Raw genomic sequence first — 21,305 nt, 5'->3', positions numbered from 1 at the left:
TGTCGCCGTGCTGAAATCCGTTTCCGATGGCCCTGCCGTCGTGGTGTGCAACACCTGCCGGTATTCACAAGAGGCCAGCAGCGATGACGACGGTGTGCGCGGCGGCATGCTCCTTGCCCAAGCGCTGCGTGCGGTCAAGGCGTCGGACGCGCGCTATGCCGGCATTGCGGTACAGGACATGGCCTGCCTGTTCGCCTGCGCCGAATTCTGCGCTGTCCATCTGCGCGCGCCGGGAAAAGTCAGCTATGTCATGGGGCGATTTTCGCCCGATGACGATGCGGCGCGCGCGATCCTCGATTACGCGGCGCATTATGCGGCTAGCGATGAGGGTCAGGTGCCTTATGCGCAGTGGCCCGACGGCGTAAAAGGCCATTTCATCACCCGTTCGCCGCCTGTGGGATTTGTTGCGGAATGAGCTTTGCCACCATCGCCGATTTCGAAGCCGCCTTGCGCGACTTGTCCGTGCCCGACGCGCCCGCGCTCGCCGCGGCGCGCGCGCGGCAGGGGCACCTGACGAAACCGGCAGGTTCGCTCGGGCGGCTGGAGGACATCGCGGTGTTTCTGGCGGGGTGGCAGGGGCGCGAAATTCCCGTGCTGGCGCGGTGCCGCGCGGTTGTGTTTGCCGGAAATCACGGGGTGACGACGCAAGGCGTCAGCGCGTTTCCTGCCGAAGTGACCGCGCAGATGGTCGCGAATTTTGCGGCCGGCGGCGCGGCGATCAACGCGCTGTCGGCGGCGGCCGGGCTCGACCTGCATGTCGTGCCGCTCGATCTCGACCGGCCGACGGCCGATTTCACGGCGGATGCGGCGATGACCGGGGCGGAGTGCCTGGCCGCACTCAATGCCGGGGCGGCAATGGTCGAGCCCGGGCTCGATCTGTTCGTTCCGGGCGAAATGGGGATCGGCAATACGACCGCGGCTGCGGCGCTGTGCGCGCGTGCGTTGGGCGGGGATGTGGCTGACTGGGTCGGCCCCGGCACCGGGCTTGATCGCGCGGGCATCGAGCGCAAGATCGCGGTGATCGAGGCGGCGCTCGCGTTTCATGCCGGCGCGCCCGCCACCCCGTTCGAAACGCTGCGGCGGCTGGGCGGGCGCGAGATTGCGGCGATGGCGGGCGCGGTCGTGCGCGCGCGGCAGTTGCGGGTGCCGGTCGTTCTCGATGGCTTTATCTGCTGCGCTGCGATCGCGCCGATCGCGGCGGTGCATCCTGGCATTCTCGATCATTGCCTGGCCGGGCACTGCTCGGCCGAACCGGGGCATGTGCGGTTGCTCGACCGGTTTGGGCTGGTGCCGCTGCTCAACCTGGGCATGCGGCTGGGTGAAGCCAGCGGCGCGGTGGTCGCGGTGCAGATCGTGCGCTGCGCCGTGGCCACGCACGCGCAGATGGCGACATTTGCGCAAGCCGGGGTCGCGGGAGGCGCATGAGCGCCTTTGTCGTCCATCTGATGCGCCATGGCGCGCCGGTCACGCCAGGGCTGATGCTGGGCCACAGCGATGCGCCGGTTACGCCGGCGGGGATTGCGGCCTGCGTGGCGCAGGCAGGGGCATTGTCGTTTCAGGCGATCGTTTCGTCCGACCTGCAGCGCGCGGCGGTGGCGGCGGATGCGATCGGGGCGCGGCGCGGGATTGCGGGGACCCGCGACGCGCGCTGGCGCGAGCTTGATTTCGGGGTGTGGGATGGTCTGGCGCCCGACGCGGTCGATCGCGCGGCGATCGGGGCGTTCTGGGATGATCCCGACGCCAATCCGCCGCCGGGCGGCGAGCGCTGGTCCGCGCTGGTGGCGCGTGTGGGCGCTGCGCTTGAAGCGCTGCCGGCGCGCGATACGCTGATCGTCACGCATGGCGGCGCGATCCGTGCGGCGATGGCGCATCTGTTCGGGTTCGGGCAGCGGCAGATCTGGGCGTTCGACTTGCCTTATGCGGCGGTGGCGACACTGCGGGTCTGGCCTGGCTCGCCTCCCGGGTTAGCCGCATCGGCGCAGATCGTCGGCCTTTCGACATGAAAGGGCTGGTCATTGCGATCCAGTTCCTCACCCGGCTGCCGACGCCGCGCATCGCCGTGTCGGCGGAGGAGTTTGCACGGTCGATCCGCTGGTTTCCCGCGGTAGGGCTGATCATCGGGGCGATCGTTTCCGGCGCGGGATGGCTGGGCGCGCGGATCGATCCGTGGACCGGCGCGCTTGCGGCGCTGGTGGCATGGGTGCTGGTGACGGGTGCGCTGCATCTCGATGGTCTGGGCGATATCGCCGACGCCAGCGGCGCGGCGCACAAGGCGCCCGATCGCGAGCGGGTGCTGGCAGCGCTGGCCGACCCGCACCTGGGCAGCTTTGGCGTGATCGCGATCGCGCTGCAATTGATCGGCAAGCTCGTGCTGCTGCATGACGGTGTCGGGCAGGGCCTTTATCCCGCGCTCGTGGCGGTGCCCTTTGCCGCGCGGATTGCGCCACTGGCATGGACGCGCTGGTTGCCGCCGTTGCATCAGGGGCTTGGCGCGCGGTTTCGCGGCGCAGTGCGGCCGGTCGATCTGGCCTTGTGGGCGGTCTTGTTGCTGATCGCTGTGTGGTTTGTGCCGGCGTTGCTGGCGATCGTGCCGGTCGGTGCGGCGTGGGGCTGGTGGGTCGTGCGCCGGATCGGGGGCATTTCGGGCGATGGTCATGGCGCGGGGATCGAACTGGGCGAAACCGCCATGCTGCTGGCTATGCTTGCCCACGCATCCGGCGCTGCCGGTGGCTGACTCTCGCCATGGAGCACCGCAATGCCTAGCCTCATGATCATCGGCGGCGCCCGTTCGGGCAAGAGCCGCCTTGCACAAACCCGCGCCGAGGCGACCGGGCTGACGCCGGTGTTCATCGCCACGGGCCAGGCGTTCGACGACGAAATGCGCGATCGCATCGCCCGGCACCGCGACGATCGCGGCGACGAATGGCTGACGATCGAGTCGCCATATGCGCTTGCCGAGGCGATTTCAGCCCAGGCCGCGGCCGATCGCGTGCTTCTGGTCGATTGCCTGACCCTGTGGGTCAGCAACCTGATGCTGGCGGATCACGATATCGCGGCCGCGCTTGACGGGTTGGCCGCTGCGATCACGCGGGCGCCAGGCCCGGTCATTCTGGTGACCAACGAAGTGGGGTGGGGCATCGTGCCCGACAATGCGCTCGCGCGGCGGTTCCGCGACGAGGCGGGCCGCGTCAACCAGCGCGTGGCCGCGTGCGTGGATGAAGTCATGCTGGTCTGCGCGGGGTTGGCGCTGAAACTGAAATAGGGGGCTGGCAAGGCGCCGCCGGCGCTTGCATAAGCGGCCGATGGATATCAGCCCGATCCCCGTTGGAACTGCGGTTGGCGCGTTTTTGCTCGCCTTTCCCGCGTTGTTTTCGATCGTGAACCCGATCGGGGGCGCGCTGATCTTTGACTCGGTAACCGGCGGGCGGTCGCGCGAAGACAAGCAGCGGCTGGCGGTGCGCATCGCGGTCTATGCGATGGTCGTGCTGCTGACATCGCTGTGGCTGGGCGGGTATGTGCTCAATTTCTTTGGCGTCAGTCTGTCGGCGCTGCGCATCGCGGGGGGCCTGGTCGTTGCGGTGCGCGCGTGGAGCCTGCTGATGGAGCCCGAAGCGCATGAAACGCGCAAGGCCAGCCAGGCCGAACCCGCGCAGGATGCCGATGACATCGCCTTCTTTCCGCTGACGATGCCGCTGACCACCGGCCCCGGCACGATTGCAGTTGCGATCGCGCTGTCATCGCAGCGCCCGGCGACAGGGTTTGGGACGCTGGGGTTTTTTGGCGGCATGAGCGTGGCCGCAGTCGCGATCGCCGTGCTGATCTGGCTCTGCTATCGCTGGTCAGACGCGGTGACATCGCTGCTCGGCCAGAGCGGGGCGCGCGTGATGTCGCGCCTTGTCGCGTTCCTGCTGCTGTGCGTCGGGGTGCAGATCATCGTGACGGGCGTGATCGGTGTTGCCGATCTGGTGGGCATCACGCGGCGGTAACCACACTGCATGCGTCAGCGCGCCAAGTCCGGCATGACGACATGGCGCTATTTGGTAAATCCGCCGCAAACAACTGATCGCAAGACACTTTTGACGGCGCGGCGATCGCTGGTGCGGCGCGGATGCGTTCATCGGAAATTAATATTTTTCGCCGGTTGCATCCTAATTCCTGCTCGTGCGTATCTAGGTGTATCGACCCACGGAAGGTCGATGTTCGATCGCGTCTGTTTGGCGCTTGTCGCGGCATGCTTGCGCGAATGAAGTAATGTTGCGGCACCACAATTGTCGCCATTGGTGCATTTTGGGTTCGGAGACGGGGCATGATCGAACATCGTTATGCCGATGACTGCACGGGTACCAGACACAGAGTGATCTGTGCCGGATTGGCCGTGGCTGTTCATGCCACCGCCCTGGTATTATTACTTATATCCGCACCGATTGTTCCGCCATCCCGCGCGGATGTGATAACCGCATTCAGCCTGCCCGGGCCCGCGACGCCGGCCGTGCCACATCCCGGATTTGCGGCCGCCCGTTCGAAACCGGCTGCACATGCCGCGGCGGCGTCGGCGCCACGCGCGCTGTTTGCTCGCGCCCCGTCGCCCGTCGCGGCGGCACCCGTCGCAGGGCCGATGGTGCTGGCCGATATCCTGAAACTGGCCGGCATGCCTGCGGACATCGCGCCGGTGTCAGCACCGACCGGGCCGATCGGTGGTGCCTGCGATCTGACCAACCCGGTTCAAACCGTGCTCCAGGCCGATCCCGACGTTCGCGCGCAATTGCCGACGATCCCGGCCGACCAACGCACGGCCGCCAACGCGATCGTGGTGTGGAACGCCGGCTGGCTGCATGCCGATGATGCCGCTGCAAAATCCGCTTATGCCGCGATCCGCACTGCGGTCGCCGGCGCTGTCCTGGCTGCGCCCGATGCGTGCCGGGCACAGGTCCAGAGCGGCCCGCGCCTGGTTTTCCTGACCGACAGCCATAATCGGACCACGGTCCTGGCGCTCGGGTCGGGCCAGTGGACCTGGCAACAGGTTGCCGACACGGCGTCTGTATCCGGCGCTCTGCCCGCATTCGCTTTTCACGCGCCTGGCGCCCCACAGTTTACCGCCGCGAATATTGCGTTTGTCCCCCACGCGTCGTTAAAAACAGGAGAAGATTGATGTCCGGATTCAAAGGCCTGGCACTTGCCGGCACAGCGTGCATGCTTTTTGCGTTATCGTCCGGCGCGGCCATGGCATCGAGCCATCGCGAAGCGCCGAACATCGCCAAGATGCCCAAAGTCGACAACACCGACGTCTATGCGTTCCAGAGCTATGAAGCCGGCAAGACCGGGATGACGACGATCATCGCCAATTTCATTCCGGACCAGTCGCCAGGCGGCGGGCCCAACTATTACACGATGGACCCTGATGCGCTGTACCAGATCCACATCGACAACAACGGCGATGCCAAGGAAGATCTGACCTATTCGTTCCAGTTCACCAACACGCTGCAGAACGGCACCGGCATCACGTTGAACGTCGGCGGCACGACCAATGCAATCGCGTTGCGCTATGCAGGGGCGGTGGCGAAGCCGCAGGACCCTAATCTGGCCGAAAACGAAGCCTATACGCTGACGCAGATCACCGGCGACCAGCGCAGCGGCACCCGCGCGACGGTCACCAATGCCTCGGGCGGCGGCAGCAGCTTTACCAAGCCGCTGGACAACGTCGGCAACAAGACTGTGCCGCAGTATAACGCCTATGCCAACCAGTTCATCTACACGATCACGATCCCGGGCTGTTCGACGCCGGGCCGTGCGTTTGTCGGTCAGCGTGAAGAAGCGTTTGCGATCAACCTCGGGCCGACGTTCGATCTGGTGAACTATGTGCCGATCGAAGGTGACAGCGCGCCGTTTGCCGGCGACGGCAAGGGCTTTCCCGGCGGTATCACGCAAAGCCGCAACAACGACGATCTGGTGGGCAAGAAGAACGTGACCTCGATCGCGCTCGAAATCCCCACCGCCTGTCTGACAGGGTCGGGCAATGGCGTAATCGGAGTGTGGTCCACGGTCAATCTGCCGCAGGCCCGCGCGCTGACGCCCGCGCCGACCTATGACGTGCCGTCGTATTCGGGTGGCGCCTATGTGCAGGTGTCGCGCCTGGGCATGCCGCTGGTCAACGAACTGGTGATCGGGCTGAAGGACAAGAACCTGTTCAACGCCGCCGCCCCCACGCAGGACAGTGCCCTGGCCGGATATGTCACCAACCCGACATTCCCCGCCTTGCTCGACGCGCTGTTCCGCCAGGCGGTCAATTCGACCCTGGGCACCAGCTTTACGAACCTGGCGCCGACCAACTTCCCGCGCAACGATCTCGTCGCTGCGTTCCTGACCGGGATCAAGGGGTTGAACCAGATGTCGACGGTCACCGCGTCTGAAATGATCCGCCTGAATACGGCGGTTCCGCCCACGCCGCAGGCTTCGCAGCAGACGTATGGCGTCGTGGCAGACGATCTGGCCGGTTTCCCCAACGGGCGTCGTCCGGGTGATGACGTGACCGATATCGTGTTGCGCGTTGCCATGGGCCGGCTGTGCTATCCGGTGCCGATCAAGGGTGTGCAGACCGATCTTGGCCTGTGCAAGCCGGCCGATGCATCGACCGGCCAGGTGGCCTATACCGACGGCGCGCCGATTTCGGCCCGCGATCTGATGGCGACCTTCCCGTATCTGAACGCGCCGATCCCCGGTTCGCCGCGTTCGGCCCGTGACGCCATCGCCGCCATGCCGGCCCAGCAATGAGCCGCGGGCTCACATCGAGGAACAGGCCCATGCGTGTACACACTTGTCTGAAACTGGGCAGCGCGATCGGACTGATCGCGCTGCTGTCCGCCTGCGGCAGCAGCGGCACGCCCACCGGCGCGAGCCGGCCGGCCCCGCCGACATCGTTCGAATCGCAATTCGGCTCGGCGTTCGCGGCGCTGTTCGATGCGTCACCGACCAGCCAGCCGGCAACGCCGACCAGCGCCAGCGTTCCGCCGCTGCAGCCGGCGGCACAACCGCAGTCTCCGCCGACGACTACGGCGTCGATGTAATATTCTGGGCGGCGCCACCCGGCGCCGCCCAGTTTATTTGCCGAATGCCGGCGCTGCCAGCGGCGCCGCGCCGCGCCACCGCTGGATCGCCACCACAACCGGTTGCCCCTGGTCGAGCCGCCGGTGCAGCAGGCTGGTCAATTGCTGGCTGGTCCCGCCGCTGGTAACACGGCCGCGCGCCCAGAAATAATCCGATGCGACACCGGTCCCCGGCGGCAACAGGATATGATCCGCACCCGGTCCCGATTTCAAACCAATTGTGCCGCCCTCGCCAATGCCGCCCTTGCCGCGCGCCAGGATGATCGCGTGCGCGGTGGCCGGGTTTCCGGTCATGATGGTCAGCAAGGCCTCGGGCGCAGTGTTGACGTTGACCGTGGTTGGGGTCGGCAATGCGACGCACAACAGCGACAGGCGCTGCAGTTCGCCTTCGCCCACGCCCGCCGCGCGCAATTCCGACAGATCCTGCACCGGGCCGTGTTTGTGCAGCAGCACGACGATGGCCGCGACGGTGTCGGGCGCAATCCCCACGTTTACCGCTACCGCCTCCAGCGCGCCGATCGAAATCACATCGCCATGCGCCAGATTGTTGATGTTGAACCGGTTTTGCGCATCGGACACCACAAAGCTGAAATGCCCGCCGACGATGCGCGCATCGGTATCGGCGATATTGGCCCAGGGTTCGGCCAGGGTATCGCTACGGTTGCCCGCCGCCATATCCTGCGCCAGATCGCGGCGCAGCGCGGCGATCGCCGACATTTCGCCGCCGCGCGCGGTCGCCATCGCCTGGCCGGCAAAGCGCAGATGCGCGCTGCGTTCGATCTGGTTGTCTTCGGCCGCCAGCATCACCGCCAGCACGGCCGTGGCCAGCATCACGATCACCAGCACATTGACGAGGATCATGCCGCGTTCGCCGGATGGGGGCCGGGGCATCATTGGTTGGCCGGCAATTCGGTGATCCGGCGAACCGGGCCGCCGACGCCGCCGGAGCCCGCTTTCAACCGAAGCGTCAGTTCGACCGCGCGTGGCCGCGATGCGTCCTGCGGCGTCGTCGGCGCATCGACCCAGGCGCCATGCTTGGCAAAGCGCCAGCCCACCGCCTGCACGCCGGTCAGGATCACATGGTCCGATCCATCGACGGTGCGGTGCAATCCGGCAAGATCCGCCCAGTAGCGGATCGCCAGATCGCCATTGCCGCTAAAACGCGTAAACCCGACGGCGCCGGCCGCGCGATCGGGGCCGGTGCCAAGCTGGCTGAAATCGGCATCGACCAGGAACAGCGCGCGCTGGATATCGGCCAGGCGATCGGCGCGGCCGGCAGTGGCGCGCTGCATCCGGGCGACGGTTTCGACCAGGCTGACCCCGGCGAGCGAAATCAGCGCAAACAGCAGCAGCGCGACCATCATTTCGATCAGGGTAAAGCCTGCCGCAGGCGCGGTACGCCGGGTATCGCCCACCGGATCAGGGCGCGGGCGGGGCGATGACATGCAGCGCCGCGTTCGTGACGGCCAGGATCGCCAGCGAACGTGCCGCGCTGCCGTCTTCGCGAAAACGAACTGTGCCGCAGGCACCGCCGGGAAAGGGTGCCGCCAGCAGCCCCGACCGATCGACGCCGCCGATCGCGCGCATCTGCTGCACGATCTGCACCGCATCATAGGCCAGTGCAGTGATGATCCCGGGCGGTGACCCGTTGCGGTCCTCGAACGCGTGGGCAAATCCGGCGAAACCCGCCGGATCGGGCGCGGCCAGCCATGTGCCTTCGATGCTGCGCAACGTGTCGGAGGGAAAATCGAGGCCCGAAAATGCGCCGAGCATCTGGATCCCCTGATCTTTCAGCATCGGCGCGAACTCGGCCAGCGCAGCGATATCGGCCATCAGCACGGCGTCGGGCTGTCCGTCGTCGGCGCTCGACATGTGTGGCAATTGGGCCGGGTTCTCGCCGGGCATCGCCACGATTTCGACATTGAGTGCGCGCGCCGCATCGTGGGCTGCGGCTGCCACTTGCGCGCCCCACGCGCCGGTACCGCCCACGGCCAGCCGCCGGATACCGCGCCCTGCGGCATAGCGCATCACGGCGGTGACGCTTTGTGCAGCGGTGATGCCCAGCACGAACGCGCCGCTTTCGCGCAAGGCGGCATCGTTGCTGAACGCCAGCACCGGCACGGCCTTGCCCGCGGCACCGACGACGCCGGGCACTTCGCCGGCCAGCAGCGGGCCCAGCACAATACGGGCTTTGGCGCGGAGCGCAGCCCTGGTCGCCGCGATCGCGCCCGCCGGCGTGCCCATGGTGTCGAACACCAGCAATTGTTTTGCGCCGGTTGTCCCTTGCGCAAGCATGGCCGCGCGTTCCATGCTACGCCCCAGCGCGGCATGGACCCCGGTCTTGGGCACCAGCAGCGCCGCCGGAAATTCGATCTTTGCCGCAAACAGCGGCGCCCACGAGGAGGCGAGCAGCAATGGCGTGGCAGCGAAATATGGCGCGGAACGCAGCACCTGACGCCGATCCAGAGGCAAATTCCCACACTCCCGTGCTGATGCGCCGCAACCGGCGACGATTCGCGATATTGCTCAGCCTGGGTCTACTAACATATTGCGCGGGCCTGATAGCGATGATTCCGGCGCGATTTGTGATGCCCGACAGCGACCGGATACGGGTGGGCGGAACGGCCTGGAATGGCGAGGCTGTGCTGGGATCATCGATGCGGATCGCGTGGCGCTGGTCGCCGTTGGCGTCGCTGCTGCGGTTTGGCTACACTGCGAATTGGCAGATGACCGGCGGCGATACCGATCTGTCGGGGTCGGCGACGCCCGGGGCGGGCCACATCGTGCTGCGCGATGTCACGGGGCAGATCGATGGCACATTGCTCGATGCAGCGGCGCCGGGGCTGCCGCTGTCGTGCCGGTTTCTGGCGCAAGTGCAGATGTCGCGGCTGACGCTGGGCGGGCGGAACCAGCTGGCGGATGGTACGCTGCGGTCGTCGCCGGTGCATTGCACCGCGCGCGCGGCGGTGGCGGGCGCGCTGGATCTGCCGGCATTGCGCGGCACGCTGATGCCGGTGGGCGGGATCACGACCGGCGCGCTGGTAACGGCACTTTCGCGCCAGCACCTGATCGAGGCACGGCTGACGTCCGATGGCGGGCTGAGCGTATGGGCAACGCCCGAGCTGGCAATGCGCACGCCGGTGCTGGCCGGCGCGCGGTATGATACAGTGGTTGCCTGGTAGTTTCTCCCCTCTCCTTAAGGGGAGGGGCTCACAAATTACTGCGTCGCCAGGTCGTTCAGGCCGATGATCGGCATCAGGATGGCCATGACCATCATCAGCACCAGCCCGCCCATCAGCAGCAGCACGGCGGGCTCGACCAGCGATACCAGCACCGACACTTGCGATTCCATATCGCGATCGAGTTCGGCGGCCGCGCGCGCCAGCGCCGGGCCCAGTTTGCCGCCGGTCTCGCCACTGGCAACAATCGCCACCAGCATCGTGGGGAACACATCGGCCGCGGCCAGCGCGCGGTGCACGCTTTCGCCCTCGCGCACGCGCCGCGCGACGCCCTCGGCCTGCCTGCGCAGATAGGTGTTGGGCAGCACCGCCGCCGCGGCGTTCAGCGCGTCGAGCAGCGCGACATTGCTTTGCACCAGCGTCGCCAGCGTCCAGGCAAAGCGCGCGGCATTGGCCTGCAGGCTGAAGCGCGAAAACGGCCGCCGCGTCGCCAGCATCCGGTCGGCCGCCAGCCGGGTGGCCGGCTTGGCCAGCTCGCGCCGCGCCAGCACGATCGCGCCCGCCACCAGCGCCAGCACGATCAGGCCATAACGCGAAACAAATCCGCTCAAGCCGATCAGCGCGCGGGTCAGCCAGGGCAGATTGGTGCCGTGCGTCACAAACACCCGGACGATATCGGGCACCACATAGATCATCATCATCGTCATCATCAGCGCCGATACCCCGGCGAGCAGCGCGGGATACAGCAGCGCCAGTTGCAGCTTCTGCGCGGCGCGATGCTGCGTCTCGACGAAATCGGCGAGATATGCGAGCACTTCGGGCATCCGCCCCGACTGTTCGCCCGCCGTCACCGACGCGCGGAAATAGCCGGGAAACACATTGGGATGGCGCCCGAGACCACTGGCAAAGCTCGCCCCTTCGAGCACGGTGCCACGCACGTCGAGCAGGATTTCGGTCAGCGCGTGCGCCTCGCTCTGGCCGGAGACCAACCGCAGCGCCTCCTCGATCCGCACGTCGCCGCCGATCAGCGTGGACAGCTGGCGCGTGACCGTGGACAGCGCGCGGCGCGAAACGCCCCGGCGCAATACTGTGTTGCGCAGCCCCGCAATCATGCCGCCGGTCGCAGCTTGCGGTTCGGACAGGCTGGCCGTCACCGACACCGGCAGCAAGGCCCGGTCGCGCAACACGCGCCGCGCGGCCGCCGCATTGCCCGCCTCGATCACGCCGCGCGTGCGTTTGCCCGCGCTGTCGATCGCCTGATAGCTGAACGCGGTCATACCTCTTCGCGCACGACGCGCGCGACTTCGGACACGGTGGTCAGGCCGAGGCGCAATTTGGCCACGCCATCATCGAGCAGCGACGGGCTGACCGCGCGCGCCGCCTCGATCAGGCGTGATTCGGATGCGCCATCGTGGATCAGCGCCTCCATCGCGCGATCGACCGGCACGATTTCATACAGGCCCGCGCGCCCGCGATAGCCTTCGAAATGGCACGCGGTGCACCCCACCGCGCGCCAGATCGTTTCGCCCACCTGCAACACTTCGTCCACCATCGCAGTATCGGCGGGAGTGGCGGATGTCTCCTCGCGGCAATCGGGGCACAACTGGCGCACCAGCCGCTGTGCGACCAGGCCGACCAGCATCGGCGCCAGCAGATAGCGTTCGACGCCGATGTCGATCAGCCGGGTCACGCTGCCGATCGCGGAATTGGTGTGCAGTGTCGACAGCACGAAATGGCCGGTCATGCTGGCGCGCACCGCGGCCTGCGCGGTTTCGCCATCGCGGATTTCGCCGACCATGATCACATCGGGATCCTGCCGCAAAATCGCGCGCAACCCCCGGGCAAAGGTCATGTCGGCGCGGGTGTTGACTTGCGTCTGCGAAATGCCTTCCAGCTCGTATTCGATCGGGTCTTCGACCGTCATGATATTGCGGCGGCGATCGTTCAGCCGGCTGAGTGCCGCGTACAGCGTCGTCGTCTTGCCCGATCCGGTCGGCCCGCTGACCAGCAGCAACCCGTTGGGCCGGTCGAGCAGCCGGTCGAGCAGCGCAACATCCCGCTCGTTCATCCCGAGCCTTGCGGTATCGAGCTTGACCGCGCCGCGATCCAGCAGGCGCATCACGACGCGCTCACCATGCTGGGTCGGCATCGTCGAGACGCGCACGTCGATTTCGTGGCCACCGATGCGCAAGCCGACGCGGCCGTCCTGCGGTATGCGTTTTTCCGCGATATCGAGCCGCGCCATGACCTTGATGCGGCTGACCAGCAGCGGCGCCAGCGCGCGCTTGGGCTCGATCTTTTCGCGCAGCACGCCATCGACGCGAAAGCGGACCAGCAGGCGGCGTTCCTGCGTTTCGACGTGGATGTCGGATGCGCCTTCGCGGATCGCTTCGAGCAGCAGCGCGTTGATCAGGCGGATGACGGGCGAATCGTCGCGGTTGTCGAGCAGATCATCGACTTGCGCGGCGCTGTCGGCGAGCGAGGCCAGATCGACCTCGTCGGTCGCGGCAACGCCCGCGGCAACGCTGGTGGCGGTGCGAAACTGGCTTTGCAGGACAGTGTCGAACGCAGCCGGATCGACCGCGCGCCAGGGCATCTGGCCATAACGGCGCTGGATTTCGAGCAAGGCGGGCAACGGCGCGTCGGTACGATGCAGGCAGATGGTGGTGCCGTTTTCCTCGATCACCAGCGCACCCGTTTCGCGGGCAAAGCTGTAGCGCAGTTCGGGCAAGGCTTCCTGTTCGATGTCTGTCACCGGATCGTCCATCAGCCGGTCACCACGAATGTCGCGCGCACGATGCCGGGCCCGCCCTTGCGGTCGATCTGCGCCTGTTCGACGCGCAGCCGGCTGGTCGCCTCGACACTGGCGATCCAGCGGATCACCTGGTCGAACGAAGCGTCGCCCAGCACGACGCGGGTGTTGCCGCCTTCGGGCTCGATGCGCTCGATCGACAGCCGCGCAGCGGCCGCGCTGTCGGTCAGGATTGCCGACGGGGTGCCGTGGCGCATGGTCGCAGGTTGTCCGGAAGCGGTGCCGCCTGCGCGCAGCCGCGCGTCGAGCAGCGCGATCGTGTGCAGGCTGTCGTAATCGGCCTGACGCACAGCGCGCAGCGGCACGATCACCACCAGCAGGAACAGCGCGAAAATCGCGACCGCCGCCAGGCCGCCGATCAGGACCTGTTCGCGCAAGGACCGGATCGCCCACCAGCTGCGCGACCGGTGCCAGACCGGATGCAGCGCCGACACATCGATGCGATCGGTCATCCGGCCCACATAGTGCGTGATGCGCGGGCGGATCATGGCGCCCGGATCACAAAGCTGCCGACCGCATGGCCGCCCTCGCTCGACGCGGAGCCCGGTTGCGCGCTCAACCCGGCCTTGGTCAGGCTCTGCGCGATGCGTTGCAGATCGGCGATGTCATTGGCTTCGACTTCGATCGTCAGCGTGCCCGCCGCCCGGTCGAACGCCACCGAACGCCAAAGTGCCGGGTTCTGCCCTGGATTTTGGCCCGCGCCGATCGCCGCTGCGCTGCGTGTCAGCAGCGCCATGAACCGGCTGGGGCCCACGGCCGCATCGTCTGGCGACAGCGCGTTGAGTGTATCGCCCAGATCGCTGCCGATCGTGACCGGTGGCTGCAACCCGGCAGCGAGCGTGCGCACTTGCGCTTCGCGCGCATGGGCGAGATGCGTCAGCGCGGCGGTATCGGCTATCGCGATCACCCCATGCGCGAGCGCACCGATGCCCGCGACCATCGCGATCCGCCGCCAGAGCGGATTGAACGGCCGGCGCGGGGCGGCATAGACACCCTGGCGCAAATCGAGCGCGGGGGCGACTGCCACCGGATCGGCCTGCGTGGCACCAAACTGCGGCAGCGGCATACCATAGGCGATGCACGCCGGCTTGCCCGCGGCATGCCAGGCGAATTCGAATTGCGCTGCGGGCAGTGCAAACCCGCTGCCGTCGCTGACACGGACCAGCGCGCGATCGGCGGTCATATCGACCGCCCAGCTTGCTTCGGCTGGCACCGGCAGGCGCAGTGCGTCGGGCAGCATCACTGCGCGTGCCAGCCCGGCCTCGTGCAAGCGTGCCGTCCAGTCGCGCATGACCACATGGCTGACGATCCCGGCCAGCCATACGCCCGGCGCCTGTTCGGTGCCAAGCGCGACATGCACCTGGTCGAGCGGTTCGGCGATGGCATCCTCGATCGCAAATGGCAGCGCTTCGCGCCGGCGCATGGCATTGCCCAGCGGGGGCAGGGGAACCGCCAGCGTGAGCACGGCTTCGCTCGGGACCAGCACGACAGACGGTCCTGCGGCGAGCGCATCGATGCAGTCCAGCCGGTCGCCCGACAACGCCCACAAACCCCCGGTTACCGGCGTGATGACCGCTTCTGCGTCGCCGAAGTCATTGCCCGAAAAGCCCTCAATCGACGTATGTGGCGGTGGCATTGTCATCCGGAACGTATATACCGGCAACCGTGCCGATAAACCAAACGCCATTTTCGCCCCAAAGACGGCCAATTTGCAACGCCCTCACGCCAGCGCGCGGCAAGGATGAAGCCGGCCTGACGCTGATCGAAATGATCGTCGTGCTGGCGATCATTGCGCTGATCGCTGCGTTGATCGTGCCCAATGTGATCGGCCGGCCCGACCAGGCGCGCGTGACCGTCGCGCACACCGATTTGCGCACGATCGCCTCTGCGCTGAAGATCTACCGGCTCGACAATGGGGATTATCCCACCACCGAACAGGGCCTGGCCGCGCTGGTACATCGCCCGACCAGCGCGCCGGTGCCGGCCAACTGGTCGCCGCAGGGTTATCTCGAACAGGTTCCGGTCGATCCGTGGGGGCGGGCTTATGCCTACACGTCGCCCACCGCCAATGGCTCGGGGTTTCAGATCACGTCGCTGGGCAAGGATGGTAAGCCCGGCGGCGACGGTGTCGATCAGGATCTGACGGTTTCGGGTTTGTGAGTCTGGCGAATCAGGCCGGTATGACGCTGGTGGAAATGCTGGTGGTCCTGGCGATCATCGGCATCTCGACGGGTGCGGCGGTGCTGTCGTTCGGCGTGGGCCATGGCGGTGACGGCCAGGCCGAGGCGCTGCGGCTGATGTCGCGGCTGCAGCTTGCCGCCGACGAAACCATGGCAAGCGACCAGGCGCTGGCACTGGCGCTGTCGCCCACAGGGTACGGCGTGGTCGAGCGGTTTGACGCCGGGCAGCCATGGCGGCCGGCCGCCTTGGCGCAATTGCATGATGTGCACACTTTGCCGGCGGGGATGGCGCTGTCGAGCGATGTCCGCATGTCGCCGGTGCCGCTGGATGCCGATGGCGCGGGCAAGCCGTTTTCGGTAACCTTGACCAAGGGCGATCAGCGCTGGGTGGTGGCATTCGACGGTGTGAAGGCGCGGCTGGTGCAGATTGCGGTGGCGCAATGATGCGCCTCTTTTCTTCCCCCCTCCCCTTCAGGGGAGGGGCCGGGGGTGGGGCCTCTCGACTACAATCCCAGGCTTCGATGATCCCATCGGCCTTGGCGAGTGGGGCGCGGCCCCACCCCGACCCCTCCCCTGAAGGGGAGGGGCTTGCGTCGCACTCCAACGGCTTCACCCTCATCGAGGCGATGGTTGCCATGGCGATTCTCGCCATCGCCACCGCCGGGATCCTGCGCGCGGCAGAGGCGCACGTCGATCTGTTGCGCGGGCTCGAACGCCGTGCGTCGGCGCAATGGGTCGCCGAAAACGCGCTGGCCGAGGCAGGCGCCGGTATGGCCAGTGGCGCAAACGCCGGCTGGCGCGATACCCCGATGCTCGCGTGGCGCTGGCAAGTGCGCACGCACGAACAGGCCAGCGCCGATCCCGATCTGCGCCAGTTGATCGTCGAAGTGCGCGCGCCCGAAGACACAGCGCCGACGATCACGCTGCGCGGATTTGTCGATGCGGGCGCGGCCCCGTCATGAGGCTGCTGCGCATCAGGCCCTATGCTGTCGCGGGTGCGCGCCAGGTTCGCTGGGGCGTCGATCTGTTTATGGCGGCCGTCGTTGTGTCGGTTGCCTTGGCGCTGGCCGGGCTGACCTGGCGGCTGGCCGGATATACCGGCGAAATGCCGGTGGCCGTGCCGGTGATGGCGCACACCGGCGGCGAGCCGGCCGATGTCGGCGGCATTGTTGCGCTGGCGCCGTTCGGCACCGCGATGGCGGCCAGCCAGTCGAGCGGCAGCGGCACGATCAAGCTCAAGGGCATTCTGCTCGCGTATCCGGCGTCCGCCTCGACCGCGCTGATTGCCGGGTCCGACGGCAAAGTGGACAGTTATGGCATCGGTGCTGCGATCAACGGCGGCGTGATCGATGCGATCGAGGCCGATCAGGTGATCATACGCATGCCCGGCGGGTTGCAGACTCTGGGGTTTGCGCTTGGCGCACCAGGCCAGGCGGCGACGGTTGGCAGCAGCATTCCCGCGGGCTCGCCGCTTGCGCCGGCCGGCGGAAAACCTGCCCCAACGATGGGGCCGGCTGGCCCGGTCGCTGCGCTCGACAGCGGGGGTTTCCGCATCGGTCCGTCCTCGCCGGCGGCGCTGTTTGCCGCAGGGTTGCGCCCGGGCGATGTGGTCGAACAGCTGAACGGCAGCGCGGTAAACGGCAGTATGAACGAGCGCGACCTGATCGCGCGCGTTGCCCAGACCGGCAGCGCGCAAGTCGTGGTCGTGCGCAACGGGCAGCGGGTATCGCTGAGCCTTGCGATACATTAGGGAAATGGCGATGAAGACGATTTCCCGGATATCCCACCGCGCGCTCCTGGCGTTTGTCGCAGCAGTGCCGGTCGCGGTGCAGGCCGCCGGGCCGCCGCCAGCGCCGATCCCTGCGCCCGCGCCAGCGCCAGCGCAAACCGCGCCGACGCCCAACGCCGTCGTCGTCAATCTGCGCGACATCGATATCGCGGATGTGGCGCAACAGGTGTCGCGCATCACCGGGCGCACGATCATCCTCGATCCCGCGGTCAAGGGCACGGTCAATGTCGTGTCGTCGCGCCCGCTCGGCCCCGATGGCGTGTGGCAACTGTTTCAATCGGTGCTGCGCGGGCAGGGTTTTGCCGTGGTGCGCAATGGCCGTGCCTGGCGCGTGATCGCGCAGGCCGATGCCGCGCGTCAGCCGGCCAACGGCTCGGCCGGCGGCCAGATGATCACGCGCATGATCCGGCTGGACAAGGTGTCGCCGGAGGCGGCGGCGCGCGTGCTCAAACCGTTGGTCGCCAGCTTTGGCAGTCTGGAAATGACGACTAATCCCAACGCGATCATCGTCACCGATTATGCCGACAACGTCGCGCGGATCGAGGGGCTGGCGCATGCGCTCGATCATAGCCAGGGCACCGGTTTCGATACGATCACGCTGCATTATGCAACGGCAAAGGACGTGGCGGCGGCAATCCAGGGGATCGTTGGCGAAGGTGACAATGCGGTGCCGCACGCGGTCGCCGATGGCCGCAGCAACACCGTGCTGGTGCGCGGCGATGCGGGCACCCTGGCCAAGGCGCGCGACATCGCGCGCCAGCTCGACCGGCCGGGCGGCAGCGCAGCGATCACCACCCGTGTGTTCCGCCTGCATTACAACGACGCCGAATCGCTGACCGCAGTCATGCGCGGGCTGATGGGTGGGCAGGCCTCGGCGCAAAACCCGGTGGCCAGAACGCTTGCGACCGGCGCCGGCATCGGCGGGGCTTTTGGCGGCAGCGGCCTTGGCGGCAGCACGGGTGGTCTGTCCGGGCTGTCGGGCAGCGGGCTGCTGGGCACCGGCAGCGGTCTGGGCACTAGCAGCGGGTTGGGCCAGGCCAGCGGCGTATCGGGCATGGGTTCGGCATCGGGCATGAACCCGCTGCCCGTCACCGGATCATCGAGCACGACCAAATCGGGTGAAGGCGGCTTTGCCACCGATGACCTGGCGGTCGAGCCCGACAAGGAATTGAACGCCATTGTCGTGCGCGGCAGGGCATCGGCGATCGCATCGATCGAATCGCTGATCACGCAGCTCGACGTGCGCCGCCCGCAAGTGCTGATCGAGGCGGCGATTGTCGAAATCAACGGCGATTGGTCCGAACAGCTGGGTGTGCAGATGGGCTTTGGCGCTGCGGCGGCCGGCGCCACGAACGGCGCAGGCACTTCGTTCAGCAACACCGGTGTTTCGCTGGGCCAGATCCTGTCGTTTGTGGGCGCACCGGCCGCGACCGCCTTTGCCACCGACGGGTTGACCGGCACCTTCGGCAAGACGGGCAGTTTTCAGGTTATCGTCCAGGCGCTGGCGAAATCGACACGCGCCAACCTGCTGTCGACGCCCACCATCACGACGCTCGACAACCAGCCTGCCGAAATCGTCGTGGGTCAGAATGTGCCGTTCATCACCGGCAGCTATACCACCGCCGGCACGACGACGCCTTTCACCACGGTCGAGCGCGCTGATGTCGGCATCACGCTGCGCGTGGTGCCGCGTATCCATGATGGCGACACGGTGCAGCTCGATGTCAGCCAGGAGGCCTCGTCGCTTGCGCCTTCGGTCTCCGGCGCGGCCGATCTGATCACCAATCGCCGGTCGATCACGACAACAGTGCTGGCCGACGATGGCCAGACGATCGTGCTGGGCGGCCTGATTTCGAACAACAACACACGCAGCGTCAGCCAGGTGCCGGTCCTGGGCAGCATTCCGATCATCGGCAATCTGTTCAAGAGCCGGGTCGAACAGAAACAGCGCCAGACGCTGTTCGTCTTCCTGAAACCGACGGTGCTGCGCGATGCCGCCTCGGTTTCGGCAGCGGCGGCCGAAAAATACGAGCGCGTGCGCAATGCTCAAAAAGAGATGCAGAACCAGCCGAGCCTGTTGCTGGAGCCGCCGGCCGCGCACCTCCCGATCGAGATCAACGGGATTTATTGAAAGCCTGATCCTCCCCGCTACGGGGAGGATCAGGCGCCCGTCACTTCGGGATTTCGAACGCCAGGCTGGCGAACGTCGTCGCGAAATCGGCGCGGGGGTCGTGGATCGGCTGCGACCAGATCACGTTCAATTGCCATTTGCCCGGCTTGGGAATATGCATCGCGGTGCGGCCGTCGCGGCCGGTCAGCTCTTTTTCGACCGGATCGGCATCGGCGTCCAGATTGGTCAGCTTGACCAGCGCGCCGCCCAGCGGACGGCCATTGAACAGCACGTGCAGCGGCAGCACACGATCCGCGCCAAGCGCCAGCGGGTGTTTTTCGGGGACGATTTCCAGGCTCATGTTCAGCGGGTGCGTAACCCGCGCGATCGAGGCGGCGTCGACCGGGCCGACCTGCAACAGCGTCTTGGCGCGGCGGCTGTACAATTCGCGCCCGTCGGCATGCTCCTGGTGCAGCCGCTTGCGCTGGTCGATGATCGGCGAAATGCCCTCGAACGTCACGTAATCGTTGAACCGCAGGAACGGCAGCTGGCTGGGCGACTGGGTCGTCTGCATCGCCATGATATATGTACCGGGCTTGTCGAGCGGGATGATCGCGTCATAGCCGGGCGAGCCCAGCGCCAGATTGGAGCGCCGATCGATATCGCCATCGGGCCCCACGGTATGAAACGATACCACATGGCTGGCATCGACGCCCCAGCGATCGCGGAACTGCGCATGACCGACCTGAATGGTAAGGATGGCGCGGCCGGGGGCCGGCATGACAAACGGATGCGCCTGGATCCAGAAATCGTGCGCGGCCACCGGGACGGCAGCCACAATCGCCAGCAAGCCGGCCAACCAAAACTTGCGCATGACGGTAAACCTTTTAAACATAATTACCCCGCCCTCGTTGCAGCAGTGCGACCGCCGTTGCAAGGAATGCTCGTTTGAAACGCTTGCGCGAATTCGGAATTATGGCCGCCACGCCCGTGCTGGCGCTGCAGGCGACGCCGGCGCTGGCGCATAGCGCCAAGTCGCTGTCGCTGGGCTTTGTCGGCGGGTTCGTCCATCCGCTGTCGGGGCCCGATCATCTGCTGGCGATGATTTCGGTCGGATTGTGGGGCGCGTTCCTGGGCCGTCCGCTGATCTATCTGCTGCCGGTGATCTTTCCCACGGTCATGGCATTCGGCGGCGTGCTCGGCATGGCGCAAGTGCCGTTTCCGCCGGTCGAGATCGGCATTGCGGTGTCGGTGATCGTGCTGGGCGGGGCGATCATGCTGCGCTGGTCGGCGCCGGTGTGGCTGGCGGCGATCATCGTCGGGATATTCGGGCTGTTTCACGGCTATGCCCACGGGCTGGAATTGCCGTCGATGGCCAATCCGGTCAGTTTCAGCCTGGGCTTCGTCCTTGCCACCGGGTTGCTGCACGTGCTGGGCATCGTCATCGGGCTGTTGCGCGAACGCCCGGGTGGTGAGCGCGCATTGCGCGCGATGGGCGGGGTGATCGCACTTGCCGGGGTGTGGTATCTGTATGCCGCGCTGGTGCCTGTCGCATGATGGGCGGCGATGTCGCGGCTGGGCTGTTGCTGGCCGTATGCGCGTTCATGCTGGCGTTCGTGCCGCGTCGCATCATGGCAACCGGCATTGTGGCCGGCGTGGCGATGACGATCGCCGTGGTCGTGTCCTGGCAGATGCTGCCTGTGAAAGTGGCGTTTGCCGGGTGCTGGATCAGCCTGATCGTCACCGCGATGCTGGTGTATTTTCCGCAAGTGCTGCGGCACGCGCCCTGGGCGGCGCCGGTACTTGCGGCCAATACCGGATTCTGGGCGGCGCAGGTTATCCTGGTGGAGGGCGACTGGCATGACCTGGTGCCGGTTCTGCCGGTGTGGCTGGCGGTCGTGCCGGCGATCGTGTGCGTGGCGCGCGGCTGGGTGCTGCCCGTGAGGATCGTGACCAGCTGGCTGCTGGCGGTGGCGTTGCTGGTCGGGTCTATCCCGTATCTGGTCGTGCATCCGGGGTATGAGGCGGATCACAAGGAATAATCGTGGCGTAGTACATCTTGATGCATTTTTGCATGGGAATGGGGATCGTGACCGCATCGCGCACCAGATCGTGCACCAGTGCCTAACCGATGA

The 21,305-nt window shown here is 66.8% G+C and carries 25 protein-coding genes; 17 read left to right on the top strand and 8 right to left on the bottom strand.

From position 1 onward, the window contains the following. The first annotated feature begins 7 nt into the window (after positions 1-7). From ACOOE2_RS16945 to ACOOE2_RS16905, 9 genes are all read left to right on the top strand, one after another. The gene (locus ACOOE2_RS16945; RefSeq protein WP_420384157.1) at positions 8-415 is read left to right on the top strand and encodes a DUF1636 domain-containing protein; all 408 of its coding nucleotides are present in this window, start codon (positions 8-10) and stop codon (positions 413-415) included. Continuing rightward, positions 412-1,425, top strand: coding sequence for a nicotinate-nucleotide--dimethylbenzimidazole phosphoribosyltransferase (gene cobT / locus ACOOE2_RS16940; protein ID WP_420384156.1), 1,014 nt, complete (start codon positions 412-414; stop codon positions 1,423-1,425). Before ACOOE2_RS16945 ends, cobT begins: the two co-directional genes overlap by 4 nt. Next, the gene (locus ACOOE2_RS16935) at positions 1,422-2,003 is read left to right on the top strand and encodes a histidine phosphatase family protein (protein WP_420384155.1); all 582 of its coding nucleotides are present in this window, start codon (positions 1,422-1,424) and stop codon (positions 2,001-2,003) included. Before cobT ends, ACOOE2_RS16935 begins: the two co-directional genes overlap by 4 nt. Beyond that, complete coding sequence (locus ACOOE2_RS16930) at positions 2,000-2,734, top strand: adenosylcobinamide-GDP ribazoletransferase (protein ID WP_420384154.1); 735 nt, start codon at positions 2,000-2,002, stop codon at positions 2,732-2,734. The genes ACOOE2_RS16935 and ACOOE2_RS16930 overlap by 4 nt, the downstream gene beginning before the upstream one ends. Positions 2,735-2,755: 21 nt before the next feature. Further along, positions 2,756-3,262, top strand: coding sequence for a bifunctional adenosylcobinamide kinase/adenosylcobinamide-phosphate guanylyltransferase (gene cobU, locus ACOOE2_RS16925; RefSeq protein ID WP_420384153.1), 507 nt, complete (start codon positions 2,756-2,758; stop codon positions 3,260-3,262). 40 nt (positions 3,263-3,302) lie between these two features. Then, complete coding sequence (locus tag ACOOE2_RS16920) at positions 3,303-3,986, top strand: MarC family NAAT transporter (protein ID WP_420384152.1); 684 nt, start codon at positions 3,303-3,305, stop codon at positions 3,984-3,986. Positions 3,987-4,447: 461 nt separating this feature from the next. Continuing rightward, positions 4,448-5,149 (top strand): hypothetical protein, encoded by a 702-nt coding sequence (locus tag ACOOE2_RS16915; RefSeq protein WP_420384151.1) that lies wholly within the window; start codon positions 4,448-4,450, stop codon positions 5,147-5,149. After that, positions 5,149-6,768, top strand: a complete 1,620-nt coding sequence (locus ACOOE2_RS16910) for a DUF4331 domain-containing protein (protein WP_420384150.1) — start codon at positions 5,149-5,151, stop codon at positions 6,766-6,768. The genes ACOOE2_RS16915 and ACOOE2_RS16910 overlap by 1 nt, the downstream gene beginning before the upstream one ends. 29 nt (positions 6,769-6,797) lie before the next feature. After that, the gene (locus ACOOE2_RS16905; RefSeq protein WP_420384149.1) at positions 6,798-7,061 is read left to right on the top strand and encodes a hypothetical protein; all 264 of its coding nucleotides are present in this window, start codon (positions 6,798-6,800) and stop codon (positions 7,059-7,061) included. A 33-nt stretch (positions 7,062-7,094) separates the two neighbouring features. On the opposite strand, the gene ACOOE2_RS16900 is transcribed toward ACOOE2_RS16905, so the two are convergent. The 3 genes from ACOOE2_RS16900 to ACOOE2_RS16890 are packed head-to-tail and all read right to left on the bottom strand — an operon-like array spanning position 7,095 to position 9,572. Next, positions 7,095-7,991 carry a general secretion pathway protein GspK gene (locus tag ACOOE2_RS16900; protein WP_420384148.1) on the bottom strand — a complete coding sequence of 299 codons (897 nt, stop codon included), beginning with the start codon at positions 7,989-7,991 and terminating at the stop codon, positions 7,095-7,097. Beyond that, positions 7,991-8,545 carry a type II secretion system protein GspJ gene (locus ACOOE2_RS16895; RefSeq protein WP_420384147.1) on the bottom strand — a complete coding sequence of 185 codons (555 nt, stop codon included), beginning with the start codon at positions 8,543-8,545 and terminating at the stop codon, positions 7,991-7,993. Before ACOOE2_RS16895 ends, ACOOE2_RS16900 begins: the two co-directional genes overlap by 1 nt. Then, the gene (locus ACOOE2_RS16890) at positions 8,520-9,572 is read right to left on the bottom strand and encodes a hypothetical protein (RefSeq protein ID WP_420384146.1); all 1,053 of its coding nucleotides are present in this window, start codon (positions 9,570-9,572) and stop codon (positions 8,520-8,522) included. Before ACOOE2_RS16890 ends, ACOOE2_RS16895 begins: the two co-directional genes overlap by 26 nt. A gap of 116 nt (positions 9,573-9,688) precedes the next feature. On the opposite strand from ACOOE2_RS16890, the gene ACOOE2_RS16885 reads away from it, so the two are divergent. Further along, on the top strand, positions 9,689-10,282 hold the full coding sequence (locus ACOOE2_RS16885; protein ID WP_420384145.1) for a hypothetical protein: 594 nt from the start codon (positions 9,689-9,691) through the stop codon (positions 10,280-10,282). A 35-nt stretch (positions 10,283-10,317) separates the two neighbouring features. On the opposite strand, the gene ACOOE2_RS16880 is transcribed toward ACOOE2_RS16885, so the two are convergent. The 4 genes from ACOOE2_RS16880 to gspL are packed head-to-tail and all read right to left on the bottom strand — an operon-like array spanning position 10,318 to position 14,727. Continuing rightward, the gene (locus tag ACOOE2_RS16880) at positions 10,318-11,556 is read right to left on the bottom strand and encodes a type II secretion system F family protein (protein WP_420384144.1); all 1,239 of its coding nucleotides are present in this window, start codon (positions 11,554-11,556) and stop codon (positions 10,318-10,320) included. After that, positions 11,553-13,034: a GspE/PulE family protein gene (locus tag ACOOE2_RS16875; protein WP_420384143.1), complete on the bottom strand. Its 1,482-nt coding sequence runs from the start codon at positions 13,032-13,034 to the stop codon at positions 11,553-11,555. Before ACOOE2_RS16875 ends, ACOOE2_RS16880 begins: the two co-directional genes overlap by 4 nt. An 11-nt stretch (positions 13,035-13,045) precedes the next feature. Continuing rightward, a complete protein-coding gene (gspM, locus tag ACOOE2_RS16870) occupies positions 13,046-13,579 on the bottom strand; it encodes a type II secretion system protein GspM (RefSeq protein ID WP_420384142.1) in 534 nt (177 codons plus the stop codon). After that, on the bottom strand, positions 13,576-14,727 hold the full coding sequence (gene gspL, locus ACOOE2_RS16865; protein ID WP_420384141.1) for a type II secretion system protein GspL: 1,152 nt from the start codon (positions 14,725-14,727) through the stop codon (positions 13,576-13,578). Before gspL ends, gspM begins: the two co-directional genes overlap by 4 nt. 71 nt (positions 14,728-14,798) lie before the next feature. Here gspL and gspG point away from each other — a divergent pair, with 71 nt between their 5' ends. The 5 genes from gspG (at position 14,799) to gspD (ending at position 19,191) form a co-directional block, all read left to right on the top strand. After that, positions 14,799-15,251 carry a type II secretion system major pseudopilin GspG gene (gene gspG / locus ACOOE2_RS16860; RefSeq protein WP_420384632.1) on the top strand — a complete coding sequence of 151 codons (453 nt, stop codon included), beginning with the start codon at positions 14,799-14,801 and terminating at the stop codon, positions 15,249-15,251. Next, complete coding sequence (locus ACOOE2_RS16855; protein WP_420384140.1) at positions 15,248-15,715, top strand: prepilin-type N-terminal cleavage/methylation domain-containing protein; 468 nt, start codon at positions 15,248-15,250, stop codon at positions 15,713-15,715. Before gspG ends, ACOOE2_RS16855 begins: the two co-directional genes overlap by 4 nt. A 182-nt stretch (positions 15,716-15,897) precedes the next feature. After that, positions 15,898-16,233 (top strand): type II secretion system minor pseudopilin GspI, encoded by a 336-nt coding sequence (gene gspI / locus ACOOE2_RS16850; RefSeq protein WP_420384139.1) that lies wholly within the window; start codon positions 15,898-15,900, stop codon positions 16,231-16,233. Continuing rightward, on the top strand, positions 16,230-17,021 hold the full coding sequence (locus ACOOE2_RS16845) for a type II secretion system protein N (RefSeq protein WP_420384138.1): 792 nt from the start codon (positions 16,230-16,232) through the stop codon (positions 17,019-17,021). The genes gspI and ACOOE2_RS16845 overlap by 4 nt, the downstream gene beginning before the upstream one ends. A gap of 10 nt (positions 17,022-17,031) precedes the next feature. Continuing rightward, positions 17,032-19,191, top strand: a complete 2,160-nt coding sequence (gene gspD, locus ACOOE2_RS16840) for a type II secretion system secretin GspD (protein WP_420384137.1) — start codon at positions 17,032-17,034, stop codon at positions 19,189-19,191. 40 nt (positions 19,192-19,231) lie between these two features. Here the strand turns inward: gspD and ACOOE2_RS16835 are convergent, their stop codons facing one another. Further along, complete coding sequence (locus tag ACOOE2_RS16835) at positions 19,232-20,044, bottom strand: DUF4198 domain-containing protein (protein WP_420384136.1); 813 nt, start codon at positions 20,042-20,044, stop codon at positions 19,232-19,234. 74 nt (positions 20,045-20,118) lie between these two features. Here ACOOE2_RS16835 and ACOOE2_RS16830 point away from each other — a divergent pair, with 74 nt between their 5' ends. Both ACOOE2_RS16830 and ACOOE2_RS16825 read left to right on the top strand, forming a co-directional pair. Then, the gene (locus ACOOE2_RS16830; RefSeq protein WP_420384135.1) at positions 20,119-20,727 is read left to right on the top strand and encodes a HupE/UreJ family protein; all 609 of its coding nucleotides are present in this window, start codon (positions 20,119-20,121) and stop codon (positions 20,725-20,727) included. Further along, a complete protein-coding gene (locus ACOOE2_RS16825) occupies positions 20,724-21,212 on the top strand; it encodes a hypothetical protein (RefSeq protein ID WP_420384134.1) in 489 nt (162 codons plus the stop codon). The genes ACOOE2_RS16830 and ACOOE2_RS16825 overlap by 4 nt, the downstream gene beginning before the upstream one ends. The last annotated feature ends 93 nt before the right edge of the window (positions 21,213-21,305 follow it).

This window comes from Novosphingobium sp. (assembly GCF_965214355.1).
Taxonomy (GTDB): Bacteria; Pseudomonadota; Alphaproteobacteria; order Sphingomonadales; family Sphingomonadaceae; genus Novosphingobium.
This window is presented reverse-complemented; position numbering and strand designations above follow the sequence as displayed.

Coding starts and splice junctions, on each gene's coding strand:
- cobT (WP_420384156.1), top strand. CDS start 412: ATGAGCTTTGCCACCATCGCCGATTTCGAAGCCGCCTTGCGCGACTTG.
- ACOOE2_RS16935 (WP_420384155.1), top strand. CDS start 1,422: ATGAGCGCCTTTGTCGTCCATCTGATGCGCCATGGCGCGCCGGTCACG.
- ACOOE2_RS16930 (WP_420384154.1), top strand. CDS start 2,000: ATGAAAGGGCTGGTCATTGCGATCCAGTTCCTCACCCGGCTGCCGACG.
- cobU (WP_420384153.1), top strand. CDS start 2,756: ATGCCTAGCCTCATGATCATCGGCGGCGCCCGTTCGGGCAAGAGCCGC.
- ACOOE2_RS16920 (WP_420384152.1), top strand. CDS start 3,303: ATGGATATCAGCCCGATCCCCGTTGGAACTGCGGTTGGCGCGTTTTTG.
- ACOOE2_RS16910 (WP_420384150.1), top strand. CDS start 5,149: ATGTCCGGATTCAAAGGCCTGGCACTTGCCGGCACAGCGTGCATGCTT.
- ACOOE2_RS16905 (WP_420384149.1), top strand. CDS start 6,798: ATGCGTGTACACACTTGTCTGAAACTGGGCAGCGCGATCGGACTGATC.
- ACOOE2_RS16900 (WP_420384148.1), bottom strand. CDS start 7,991: ATGCCCCGGCCCCCATCCGGCGAACGCGGCATGATCCTCGTCAATGTG.
- ACOOE2_RS16895 (WP_420384147.1), bottom strand. CDS start 8,545: ATGTCATCGCCCCGCCCGCGCCCTGATCCGGTGGGCGATACCCGGCGT.
- ACOOE2_RS16885 (WP_420384145.1), top strand. CDS start 9,689: ATGCCCGACAGCGACCGGATACGGGTGGGCGGAACGGCCTGGAATGGC.
- ACOOE2_RS16880 (WP_420384144.1), bottom strand. CDS start 11,556: ATGACCGCGTTCAGCTATCAGGCGATCGACAGCGCGGGCAAACGCACG.
- gspM (WP_420384142.1), bottom strand. CDS start 13,579: ATGATCCGCCCGCGCATCACGCACTATGTGGGCCGGATGACCGATCGC.
- gspL (WP_420384141.1), bottom strand. CDS start 14,727: ATGCCACCGCCACATACGTCGATTGAGGGCTTTTCGGGCAATGACTTC.
- gspI (WP_420384139.1), top strand. CDS start 15,898: ATGGTTGCCATGGCGATTCTCGCCATCGCCACCGCCGGGATCCTGCGC.
- ACOOE2_RS16845 (WP_420384138.1), top strand. CDS start 16,230: ATGAGGCTGCTGCGCATCAGGCCCTATGCTGTCGCGGGTGCGCGCCAG.
- gspD (WP_420384137.1), top strand. CDS start 17,032: ATGAAGACGATTTCCCGGATATCCCACCGCGCGCTCCTGGCGTTTGTC.
- ACOOE2_RS16835 (WP_420384136.1), bottom strand. CDS start 20,044: ATGCGCAAGTTTTGGTTGGCCGGCTTGCTGGCGATTGTGGCTGCCGTC.
- ACOOE2_RS16825 (WP_420384134.1), top strand. CDS start 20,724: ATGATGGGCGGCGATGTCGCGGCTGGGCTGTTGCTGGCCGTATGCGCG.